The sequence below is a fragment of the Stenotrophomonas sp. S39 genome, assembly GCF_016624665.1.
Lineage (GTDB): Bacteria > Pseudomonadota > Gammaproteobacteria > Xanthomonadales > Xanthomonadaceae > Stenotrophomonas.
Genome location: NZ_JACVTT010000040.1, coordinates 28912 through 39833, shown reverse-complemented (window position 1 = coordinate 39833; position 10922 = coordinate 28912). Strand labels below are relative to the sequence as shown.

At 64.0% G+C, this 10922-nt stretch carries 9 protein-coding genes and 7 tRNA genes; 2 read left to right on the top strand and 14 right to left on the bottom strand.

Features of this window, described 5'->3' with window-relative positions; translation table 11 throughout:
- Window positions 1-73: 73 nt before the first annotated feature.
- The 7 genes from IAE41_RS12055 to IAE41_RS12025 all read right to left on the bottom strand — a co-directional run bounded on the left by IAE41_RS12055 (window position 74) and on the right by IAE41_RS12025 (window position 6933).
- Window positions 74-148 (bottom strand) — tRNA-Val (locus IAE41_RS12055).
- 11 nt (window positions 149-159) lie between these two features.
- A complete protein-coding gene (locus IAE41_RS12050; RefSeq protein ID WP_004146343.1) occupies window positions 160-432 on the bottom strand; it encodes an HU family DNA-binding protein in 273 nt (90 codons plus the stop codon).
- Between the two features lie 219 nt (window positions 433-651).
- The gene (gene lon, locus IAE41_RS12045; protein ID WP_079220813.1) at window positions 652-3102 is read right to left on the bottom strand and encodes an endopeptidase La; all 2451 of its coding nucleotides are present in this window, start codon (window positions 3100-3102) and stop codon (window positions 652-654) included.
- 142 nt (window positions 3103-3244) lie between these two features.
- A complete protein-coding gene (gene clpX, locus IAE41_RS12040; protein WP_108758290.1) occupies window positions 3245-4534 on the bottom strand; it encodes an ATP-dependent Clp protease ATP-binding subunit ClpX in 1290 nt (429 codons plus the stop codon).
- A 127-nt stretch (window positions 4535-4661) separates the two neighbouring features.
- A complete protein-coding gene (gene clpP, locus IAE41_RS12035; protein ID WP_079220811.1) occupies window positions 4662-5288 on the bottom strand; it encodes an ATP-dependent Clp endopeptidase proteolytic subunit ClpP in 627 nt (208 codons plus the stop codon).
- A 75-nt stretch (window positions 5289-5363) separates the two neighbouring features.
- On the bottom strand, window positions 5364-6659 hold the full coding sequence (tig, locus tag IAE41_RS12030) for a trigger factor (protein WP_079220810.1): 1296 nt from the start codon (window positions 6657-6659) through the stop codon (window positions 5364-5366).
- Between the two features lie 189 nt (window positions 6660-6848).
- Window positions 6849-6933, bottom strand: a tRNA-Leu gene (locus tag IAE41_RS12025).
- A gap of 122 nt (window positions 6934-7055) precedes the next feature.
- Between IAE41_RS12025 and IAE41_RS12020 the strand changes: the two genes are divergently transcribed.
- Window positions 7056-7718 (top strand): DUF2306 domain-containing protein, encoded by a 663-nt coding sequence (locus tag IAE41_RS12020; protein WP_200733276.1) that lies wholly within the window; start codon window positions 7056-7058, stop codon window positions 7716-7718.
- A gap of 21 nt (window positions 7719-7739) precedes the next feature.
- Here IAE41_RS12020 and IAE41_RS12015 read toward each other — a convergent pair whose 3' ends face one another.
- From IAE41_RS12015 to IAE41_RS11985, 7 genes are all read right to left on the bottom strand, one after another.
- A complete protein-coding gene (locus tag IAE41_RS12015; RefSeq protein ID WP_200733275.1) occupies window positions 7740-8027 on the bottom strand; it encodes a hypothetical protein in 288 nt (95 codons plus the stop codon).
- A 211-nt stretch (window positions 8028-8238) separates the two neighbouring features.
- Window positions 8239-8314 (bottom strand) — tRNA-Lys (locus IAE41_RS12010).
- A gap of 138 nt (window positions 8315-8452) precedes the next feature.
- A tRNA-Lys gene (locus IAE41_RS12005) sits at window positions 8453-8528 on the bottom strand.
- A 79-nt stretch (window positions 8529-8607) separates the two neighbouring features.
- Window positions 8608-8684 (bottom strand) — tRNA-His (locus IAE41_RS12000).
- Between the two features lie 186 nt (window positions 8685-8870).
- Complete coding sequence (locus tag IAE41_RS11995; RefSeq protein WP_200733274.1) at window positions 8871-9599, bottom strand: hypothetical protein; 729 nt, start codon at window positions 9597-9599, stop codon at window positions 8871-8873.
- Between the two features lie 131 nt (window positions 9600-9730).
- A tRNA-Arg gene (locus tag IAE41_RS11990) sits at window positions 9731-9807 on the bottom strand.
- A gap of 37 nt (window positions 9808-9844) precedes the next feature.
- Window positions 9845-9921 (bottom strand) — tRNA-Pro (locus IAE41_RS11985).
- Window positions 9922-10102: 181 nt separating this feature from the next.
- Between IAE41_RS11985 and IAE41_RS11980 the strand changes: the two genes are divergently transcribed.
- The gene (locus IAE41_RS11980) at window positions 10103-10861 is read left to right on the top strand and encodes a Bax inhibitor-1/YccA family protein (RefSeq protein WP_200733273.1); all 759 of its coding nucleotides are present in this window, start codon (window positions 10103-10105) and stop codon (window positions 10859-10861) included.
- Window positions 10862-10922: the final 61 nt, after the last annotated feature.

Genomic DNA, 10922 nt, shown 5'->3' with positions numbered 1-10922 from the left:
ACCTCCGGCGTGACAGGCCAGCATTCTAACCAGCTGAACTACCGCTCCACACTTAACTTTTACTGCGGTGCTGTGGTGGGTGCTGAGGGTTTCGAACCCCCGACCCTCTCCGTGTAAAGGAGACGCTCTACCGCTGAGCTAAGCACCCCAGCGAGCCGCTTAGTTTACAGCATCCTTCAGGGCCTTACCAGCCTTGAACGACGGATTCTTCGAAGCAGCGATCTTGATGGTGTCGCCGGTCTTCGGGTTGCGGCCGGTGCGGGCAGCACGGTCGCGGACCTGGAAGGTACCGAAGCCAACCAGGGTGACCGCATCGCCGTCCTTCAGCGCCTTGGTGACGGCAGCAACGACGGCATCGACAGCGCGGCTGGACTCGGCCTTGGTCAGGTCGGCGGCTTCAGCAACGGCATCGATCAATTCGGTCTTGTTCATTCTCTACAACTCCTTTGGCGGTGGGTTCCGCTTATTCGACAGGGAAGCAACCGCACGCGATGCGCGCACGGCCGCCATGTGGAAACTGTTCGCCGAATTCAGTGATCACCAGACTGCGATCACTCATTCGCGGGTGCTGCTTTTATACCAGCGCCCCTACCCCCACGCAAGGTGGAAAGCCAGCAACGACGCGGGTTTCAGGCATTTCGACAGCGCGCGTCAATGCTTGACGCGCGCGTTTCCACTCGGTTTGGCCTTGCTGCGCACCGTGACGCGCTGCGCACTCTTGCGCGCCTTCTTCGGTGCCAACGGACGCTCCAGCGCCAGGTCCAGCACTTCCTCGATGTACTTCACCGGCACGATCTGCAGATCGCGGGTGACGTTGGCCGGAATGTCAGCCAGGTCCTTGCGGTTCTCCTCGGGGATGATGACCGTGCGGATACCGCCACGCAGTGCAGCCAGCAGCTTTTCCTTCAGGCCACCGATGGCGGTGACGCGACCGCGCAGGGTGATCTCGCCGGTCATCGCCACGTCGGCACGCACCGGCACCTTGCTCAGCATCGACACCAGCGAGGTGACCATCGCCGCACCGGCACTGGGGCCGTCCTTCGGCGTGGCGCCATCGGGCACGTGCACGTGCACGTCGTGCTTCTGCAGGAAATCCGCATCGATACCGAAGCCGACAGCGCGCGAACGCACCACCGACAGCGCTGCCGACGCCGATTCCTTCATCACGTTGCCGAGCTGGCCGGTCAGGATCAGCTGGCCCTTGCCCGGCACCAGGGTCGATTCGATCTGCAGCAGGTCGCCGCCCACCTCGGTCCAGGCCAGGCCGGTGACCAGGCCGATTTCGTTGGCTTCTTCGGCGCGGCCGAAATCGAAGCGGCGCACACCCAGGTACTTGTCCAGGTTCTTGCTGGTGACGCTGACCAGGGCCTTGGACTTCTTCGCGCCCTTCTTCGCCTTCACCGGCTGCGGGCCGGCCAGGGCGATTTCCTTCACCACCTTGCGGCAGATCTTGGCGATCTCGCGTTCCAGGTTGCGCACGCCGGATTCGCGCGTGTAGTAGCGCACGATGTCCTGGATGGCATCGCTGCCGATTTCCAGTTCTTCCGGCTTCAGGCCATTGGCCTTGATCTGCTTCGGCGACAGGTAACGGGTGGCGATGTTGAGCTTCTCATCCTCGGTGTAGCCGGGGATGCGGATCACTTCCATGCGGTCCAGCAGCGGACCCGGAATGTTGAGCGAGTTGGAGGTCGCCACGAACATCACTTCGGACAGGTCCAGGTCCACTTCCAGGTAGTGGTCGTTGAACGCGTTGTTCTGCTCGGGGTCGAGCACTTCCAGCAGCGCCGAGGACGGATCGCCACGGAAGTCCATCGACATCTTGTCGATCTCATCGAGCACGAACAGCGCGTTCTTGCTGCCGACCTTGTTGAGGTTCTGCACGATGCGGCCCGGCATCGAACCGACGTAGGTACGGCGGTGGCCACGGATCTCGGCCTCGTCGCGCACGCCGCCCAGCGACATGCGCACGAACTTGCGGTTGGTGGCCTTGGCGATGGACTGGCCCAGCGAGGTCTTGCCCACGCCCGGCGGCCCGACCAGGCACAGGATCGGGCCCTTCATCTGCTTCACGCGCGACTGCACCGCCAGGTATTCCAGGATGCGGTCCTTGACCTTGTCCAGGCCGTAGTGATCGGCGTCCAGGGTGTCCTGCGCGGCCTTCAGGTCCTTGCGCACCTTGGTGCGCTTCTTCCACGGCACGCCCAGCAGCCACTCCAGGTAGTTGCGCACGACGGCAGCCTCGGCCGACATCGGCGACATCTGCTTGAGCTTGTTCAGCTCGTTGCGTGCCTTGGTTTCCACCGGCTTGGGCATGCCGGCTTCGGCGATCTTGCGGGCCAGTTCTTCCAGCTCGCCCGGCGCGTCGTCGAGGTCACCCAGTTCTTTCTGGATGGCCTTCATCTGTTCGTTGAGGTAGTACTCGCGCTGGCTCTTTTCCATCTGCGACTTCACGCGGCCGCGGATGCGCTTTTCCATCTGCTGCACGTCGATCTCGCCGTCGACCAGGCCTACCAGCATCTCCAGGCGCTCGCCCACGGCCAGCGTTTCCAGCAGGCGCTGCTTGTCGGCCAGGCGCACGCTGATGTGCGCGGCGATGGTGTCGGCCAGGCGTGCCGGCTCATCGATGCCGGCCAGGGTCTGCAGCAGCTCCGGCGGCAGCTTGCGGTTGGTCTTGACGTACTGCTCGAACAGCGACATCAGCGAGCGGGCGATGGCCTCGATCTCGCGCGGCTCGCGCGGGTCGGCCGCGTCGATCTCCACGGCCTGGCCGTGCAGCGAGCCATCACGCTCGTCGACCTGGGTGACCTGCACGCGCGACAGGCCTTCGACCAGCACCTTGATGGTGCCGTCCGGCAGCTTCAGCAGCTGCAGCACCTGCGCCAGCGTACCGACCTGGTAGAGGTCGGCCGCATGCGGGTCATCGGTCTCGGCCGACTTCTGCGCCAGCAGCAGGATGCGCTTGTCTGCCTCCATTGCCTGTTCGAGCGCGTGCATGGACTTGTCACGGCCGACGAACAGCGGGATGACCATGTGCGGGAACACCACTACGTCGCGCAGCGGCAGGACCGGCAGGTCGAGGGTTTCACTTGGGGAACGGGCCATGGGGGCTCCAGGGAAGGGGAAAACCGCCTCCGGGAGGGCATCTTCCGGAGACAAAAAAAGCCGATGGCCCCGTTATGGGGCCATCGGCTTTCAGATGCAAGGCGTTCGTTTAAATTCCTTTCAAATCAAGGATTTGAAAGGATCACTCGGCGCCTGCGGCCTTCTGTTCAGGGGCCGCCGGGGTCTGGTAGATCAGGTACGGCTCGGACTTGTGCTCGATCACCGATTCATCCACGACCACCTTGCTGACGTTTTCCTGCGAAGGAAGGTCGTACATGGTGTCCAGCAGGACCGATTCGACGATGGTGCGCAGGCCACGGGCGCCGGTCTTGCGCTTGAGCGCCTTCCTGGCGATGGCCGACAGCGCGTCCGGACGGAACTCCAGCTCGACGTTCTCCATCTCGAACAGCTTCTTGAACTGCTTGGTGATGGCGTTCTTCGGCTCGGTCAGGATCTTGATCAGGGCCGGCTCGTCCAGCTCCTCCAGGGTCGCCACCACCGGCAGGCGGCCGACGAACTCGGGGATCAGGCCGAACTTGATCAGGTCTTCCGGCTCGACTTCGGCCAGCACCTTGCCCACTTCCACCTTGCGCTCGGCGCTCTTGACCTTGGCACCGAAGCCGATGCCGCCGGCGTCGTTGGAACGCTGCTGGATCACCTTGTCCAGGCCGGCAAACGCGCCGCCACAGATGAACAGGATGTTCTTGGTGTCCACCTGCAGGAATTCCTGCTGCGGGTGCTTGCGGCCGCCCTGCGGCGGAACGCTGGCCACGGTGCCTTCGATCAGCTTCAGCAGGGCCTGCTGCACGCCTTCGCCGGACACATCGCGGGTGATCGACGGGTTCTCGCTCTTGCGCGAGATCTTGTCGATTTCATCGATGTAGACGATGCCCTGCTGCGCCTTCTCGACGTCGTAGTCGCACTTCTGCAGCAGCTTCTGGATGATGTTCTCCACGTCCTCGCCCACGTAACCGGCTTCGGTCAGCGTGGTGGCGTCGGCCATGGTGAACGGCACGTTGAGCAGGCGGGCCAGGGTTTCGGCCAGCAGGGTCTTGCCCGAACCGGTCGGGCCGACCAGCAGGATGTTCGACTTGGCCAGTTCGACCTCATCGTTCTTCTGCCGGCTCTCGATGCGCTTGTAGTGGTTGTAGACAGCCACGGCCAGGGTGCGCTTGGCCCGGTTCTGGCCAATCACGTACTGGTCGAGCACCTCGAGGATCTCGCGCGGCTTGGGCAGCGAACTGCGCGCCGACTGCGCCTTTTCCTCGAGTTCTTCACGGATGATGTCGTTGCACAGCTCCACGCACTCATCGCAGATGAACACGCTCGGACCGGCAATCAGCTTGCGCACTTCATGCTGGCTCTTTCCGCAGAAAGAGCAGTAGAGGATCTTGCCGGTGTCCGTGGAACGACCTTGGCGGTCTTCGCTCATGCTTCGCTTACCCAGTTACCCCACCCGCTGAACGGGGGTTCGATTCGAGAATAGCACAGGGCCGGAGGGACACCAGTCCCGGTCCGACCCTGCAGGAACGGGGCCTCCCTGGCCCCGTGAAGGCCGATCAACCGGCCTGGATCGACTCTTCCGGACGACGCTCCAGCACCTGGTCGACCAGGCCGTAGGCCACCGAGTCGACCGCGCTCTTGAAGTTGTCGCGCTCGGTGTCGCGGGCAATCGTTTCCAGCGACTGGCCGGTGTGCTTGGCCAGCACTTCGTTCAGGCGCGAACGCAGGGTCAGGATTTCACGGGCATGGATGTCGATGTCCGTGGCCTGGCCCTGGAAGCCGCCCAGCGGCTGGTGGATCATCACGCGCGAGTTCGGCAGCGCATAACGCTTTCCGGCAGCGCCCGAAGCCAGCAGCAGGGCGCCCATCGAGGCGGCCTGGCCGACGCAGATGGTGCTCACGTCCGGCTTGATGTACTGCATGGTGTCGTAGATCGCCATGCCGGCGGTGACCACGCCACCCGGCGAGTTGATGTAGATGCTGATGTCCTTTTCCGGGTTTTCCGCTTCCAGGAACAGCAGCTGCGCCACCACCACGTTGGCCATGTGATCATCGATCGGGCCAACGAGGAAGATCAGGCGCTCCTTCAACAGGCGCGAATAGATGTCGTAGGCACGCTCGCCGCGGCTGGTCTGCTCGACCACCATGGGAACCATGTTCAGGGCTTTGGTCCGGTTGTCCATTTCGTGAGGTACCTGTCTTGGGGGAAACACCCCCGCGCCAGGGCAGGCGCGGGGTATGGGGAGATCCGCCCCGTATTACTGGCGGATCGCGTCCTGGAACGACAGCTTTTCTTCGGTGTGCTGGGCACGCTCGGCGATCCAGTCGATCACCTGCTCTTCCATCACGCGGTTCTGCAGGCCAGACATCAGCTGGGGGTCGTTGCGGTACATCTCAATGACCTGCTCCGGCTCTTCGTAGGTCGAAGCGATCAGACGCATCGTTTCATTCAGGCGCTTGGGCTCCAGGCGCAGGTCGTTGGTGCGGGCCACTTCGCCCACCACCAGGCCGACCAGCACGCGCTTGGCGGCGGCATCCTTGAAGCCTTCGTGGGCATCGGCCGGGACGTCACCGACGTTCTGGCCGTTGCGGCGGGCCTGCTCGACCTGCTGGGCCAGCATGGCGCGGGCTTCGTTCTCGACCAGGCGCGGCGGCATTTCCACCGACGCGTAAGCAGCGATCAGCTGCTCGCCCACTTCGCGGCGCAGGCGGTTCATCAGGGCGCCCTTCAGCTCGCGCTCCAGATTGGCGCGGATGTCGCTGCGGAACTGCTCGACGTCGCCGCCCTTCACGCCGAAGCTCTTGATGAAGGCTTCATCGACGGCCGGCACGACCGGCTCGGACAGTTCGACGACCTTGACGGTGACCTGCACGGTCTTGCCCGCCAGCACCGGCACGCGCCAGTCAGCCGGGAACTCGACGTCCAGGGTCTTTTCTTCGCCCTTGGCCAGGCCGACCAGGCCCTTTTCGATGGTTTCGAACATCATGCCCTGGCCGAGCACGATCGAACCCTTCTCGGTGCCTTCGGCCGGCAGGCGCTCTTCGCCGGCCTGCGACCAGGTTTCCAGCGCGACCAGGTCGCCGTCCTGCGCGCCACGGGTGACCGGGGCCCAGGTGCGACGCTGGTTCTGCAGGTTCTCGATCATCTGGTCGATGTCGGCGTCGGTGATTTCAGCGGTGTGGCGCACCACGGTCAGCTTGCTGACGTCGATGTCGCCGAAGTCCGGCACCACTTCGACGGTGGCCACGAAGGAGAACTCACCTTCCTCGCCCTTGTCGATGCGCGGGCTGCCGACGATGCGCAGGTCGTGCTCGCGCACGGCGGCATCGAAGGTTTCGCGCAGCAGGCCGTCCAGCGCCTCGCCACGGACCTGCGCGCCGAAGCGCTGCTCGATCACCTTGGCCGGCACCTTGCCCGGACGGAAGCCCTTGATGCGGGTGGTACGGGCGATTTCGCCCAGGCGGCCGTTGATGTGGCTCTGCAGACGGTCTTCCGGCAGCGAGAAGCTCAGGCGGCGTTCCAGGTTGCCGATGGTTTCGATCGAAGCTTGCATGTTGACTCCTGCCACCGGTGGCCCACGCCCCCGGCTCGATGATTGGGATGAAACGGTTGTAAGGACACGACGTCTGGGACGCGCCTGCTTGCCGCAGCCCTTTAGTTTCGCCCAATTCGGCCTGCACTGCCAGCGCGTGGCGGTCAAGGGGCCGCAGGGAGCCCGATCAGGGCGGGGACAGGCCGGCACTGGTGCGAAAGGGGGGACTCGAACCCCCACGCCTTGCGACACTGGAACCTAAATCCAGGGCGTCTACCAATTCCGCCACTTTCGCGTGGCCGGCACAGGGGTTCATTGTCGCAGGCGGGGCTGGAAAGCGAAAGGCGTGACAAAGCTGAATGTGCGGATCAACGCATTTCGCGCAGACTCGCCAGACTGCCCTGGCCGGACATCCCGATGGAGCACATCAGCACTGCCGCGCCCTCCCCGCGCACCTGGAACGCCTGGTGGAAGGCCACCTTCTGGCTTCTGGGCCTGGCCGTGGCCGGGCACTTCCTGTGGGCCACCGCGCAGCGCTATGTGCAGGTGACGCCCGAGGCCTACGGCATGTTCTGGGACCGGCGCAACTGGCTGTGGCTGCACATCACCGGCGGCAGCCTGGCCATGCTGGCGGGGGCCAGCCAGTTCGTGGCGGCATTGCGCCGGCGCTGGCCCGCCCTGCACCGCTGGCTGGGGCGCACCTATCTGCTGGGCATCCTGCTGGGCAGTGCCGCCGTGGTCGGGCTGCTCGTCACGACCCAAGGCTGGCTGGCACTGAAACTCGCGTTTGCTGCCACCGGGCTTGCCTGGCTGATCACGTCACTGCGCGGCTACCGCACGATCCGCCGCGGCGAGATCGACGCCCATCGGCGCTGGATGCTGCGCAGCTACCTGGTGACCCTGTCGCCGGCGGTCTTCCGCTTGTTCCTGCTGGTACCACCGTTGATGCAGCTGGCATCGCCACTGGTGATGGTACCCAGCCTGCTGGTGCTGAGCTGGGCGCTGCCGCTGCTGGCCTACGAAACGGGACGCCGCCTGCCGCGACTGCGTGCGGTACCGGTCCGGGCCCGGATGGCCTGAGCCACCGCGGGCCCGGTGGGATTACTGCGCTGGCTGGGCCGGTGCAGACGAGGACGGCGCCGCTGCAGGATCGGCTTTGCGCAGCTCGGCCGAGGAACCGTCCGCTGCGCGGGTGACCTCGACCGCCTCGGGCATTGCGCCGTCTTCTTCCGATGGCACTGCCGGCTGTGCCGCCACACTTGCCGTGTCGGCATCACGCTCCACCGTCTGCGCGTGATCTTCGGCGGTCGCAGGCGGCTCGCCCGCCGTGCAGCCCACCAGCGCGAGCAGCAGCGCGCCAGACACGATCAGCCCTGCATTCGGTTTCATTGCAATCATCAACACTCACTCCACCTGCATGCGCCACTGGCGCGGAACATTCATTGGGAATGATGCGAAGCGCGATCGGTGAGATGCAGTGCACAGCATTGAAAACACTGATGACGCATGTAACCCAGTTTCAAGCGTGGATGCGCGACTACCGCCGATCACCTGATCGCAGGCAAGAAAAAGCCACTTGGCGAACCAAGTGGCTTTCGTCTGGTGGGCTGTCAAGGATTCGAACCTTGGACCTATTGATTAAGAGTCAACTGCTCTACCAACTGAGCTAACAGCCCGAAATCGGGGCGCGAATTATGACCCCATCCGCCTGGGGGATGCAAGCACTTCGTTCAACATCGTTGACGTCCGCACTGCTCCGGGTACCGCACTATCTGAAGAAAAAAGCCACCTGGCATACCAGGTGGCTTCCGTCTTGGTGGGCTGTCAAGGATTCGAACCTTGGACCTATTGATTAAGAGTCAACTGCTCTACCAACTGAGCTAACAGCCCTTGAAACTCAGACGCACATTATAGCGTGCATTCTGTTTATTGCAATACCGTGTCGGCGCTGCCGATGCGGTTGAAACAGTGGGGTGGCTGAGGGGATTCGAACCCCCGACCACCGGAATCACAATCCGGTACTCTAACCAACTGAGCTACAGCCACCACTGAAACTTTGCTTCATCGCCGATGCGGCTGGCGCTGGAGCCTGATACGTTGCCTTGGTTGGGCGGAAGCAGAAGTTCCGTCCCCCGAAGCGAGTCCGGCATTTTCCGGGAGTCGCGCGGGAATTGCAAGCACTTCTTCACATTGATGTGCAGGGGCCTGCCTGGGGCCGACGGCACCCGCCACTCAGGGATCGCTGGCCGAGATGACCCGGGTCGTTTCGCCTGCTTCATCCAGGAACGCCAGCGTCGCCTCGCCCTTCGGCGTGACCTGCAACTGCAGGCGCGGATTCCCCTTTGCATCCAGCAACTGCAGCATCGCGTTGTGCGAACCGGACTTGCCGAGGAAGACGCGACGAGTGATTGCCTCCTCGCCCGCCTTGGCCAGGCGCTCGTCATCGGCCGAAAAAATCGGGCGTTTCAGGCCATCGGCCACGTCGTTGAACATCAACCCCGCGAAACTGCCCTCCGGACCGTCCAGCCCCAGCAACTGCAGCTGCTGGTCCTGCTGGTAACGATCAAAGGTGAGGCTCATCCCGCTGTCCGGGCGCCCGTCCTTGCCCAGCGCACCGTTGAAGATCAGGCCACCGTTCTCGGTGCCCTCGTCATTGAGGAACAGCATGCCGGCCATGGGCCGCTTGTGCGCAGTGATCTCCTCGCCCTTCATGAAGCCACCGGGGAAACGCGTGCGATTGGACACGACCAGGCGCAGGGTGCCGTCAGGTTCGCGGATGTTGATGCGCTGCGCATCGATGACATCGAACGAGGCATCGCGATGTGCGCTGGCCCCCATCAGCAGGCCGGCCACCGCCAGCAGGGTGACGCCGCCACAGTACAGCGAAAGCCGCCGCTGGCTGCTGCGCAGGCGCTGCACTTCCGCGGCGAGGTCGTTGTCCCGGGCTGCCTGTTCCGTCATGCGTCTCACTCCTTTGATGGGGCACGAAATGCGGACAACGCGCTGCCCCGGACGGCCTTGTCCGAGCAATGACTGTAACGGGGGGACATGAAGAGGGCCATGCGCCGGAAGTCAGGAAAGCTTCCCTGCAATGGCGCGCCCGACAGGAATCGAACCTGTAACCGCCGGCTTAGAAGGCCGGTGCTCTATCCAGTTGAGCTACGGGCGCCCGAACCGGAACGGCGTCCAATCCGACGTAATGGGATTGGTCGGGGTAGAGGGATTCGAACCCCCGACATCCTGCTCCCAAAGCAGGCGCGCTACCAGACTGCGCTATACCCCGGCGTTGCAATCCCCTCGGGCAGAGGCCCGGGGAGCTGGTCATTGTGAACAAGCGCGGTCCAGCCTGTCAACGCGGCCGGCCCGCCGATGCGACGCCGCCACACCACCGTACGCAGCCATCGGCTATGCTCGCGGCAATCGGCCGGATGGCCGTAACCACCCCTTTCGCACGGAGATCTCGCATGCGCAGCGGCAACCCGGCTCTTTCCGAGTCGACTTTCCTCGATCTGGCCAGCGGCTCGGTGGTGACCCACCCCGACCAGGCGATGACCCTCAACGGCACCGTCAACAAGACCGGCATCCTGTTGCTGCTGACCGTGCTGACCGCCGCCTTCGCCTGGAACCAGTCGATCAACCCGCTCGGCGAGGTGATGCCCAGCGCCAAGCTGTACGCCATGGGCGGCGCGATCGGCGGCCTGGTGCTGGCACTGGTGACCATCTTCAAGAAGGAATGGTCGCCGGTCACCGCGCCGATGTACGCGCTGGTGGAAGGCCTGTTCCTGGGCGCCATCTCGGCCCTGTTCAACATGAAGTTCCCGGGCATCGTGTTCCAGGCGGTGCTGCTGACCTTCGGCACCCTGTTCGCCCTGCTGTTCGCCTACCGCAGCGGCCTGATCAAGGTCACCGAGAACTTCAAGCTGGGCGTGGTCGCCGCCACCGGTGGCATCGCCCTGCTCTACCTGGCCTCGTTCGTGCTGGGCTTCTTCAATATCAACGTGCCGATGATCCATGACGCCAGCCTGCTGGGCATCGCCTTCAGCCTGTTCGTGGTGGTGGTGGCCGCGCTGAACCTGGTGCTGGATTTCGACTTCATCGAGACCGGCGTGGCCCAGCGCGCGCCGAAGTACATGGAGTGGTATGGCGCATTCGGCCTGATGGTGACCCTGGTCTGGCTGTACGTGGAATTCCTGCGCCTGCTGTCGAAGATCCAGCAGCGCTGAGTCCAATCAAGCCGTAAACGACAAGCCGCGATCCGCAAGGGTCGCGGCTTTTTCTTGGAGC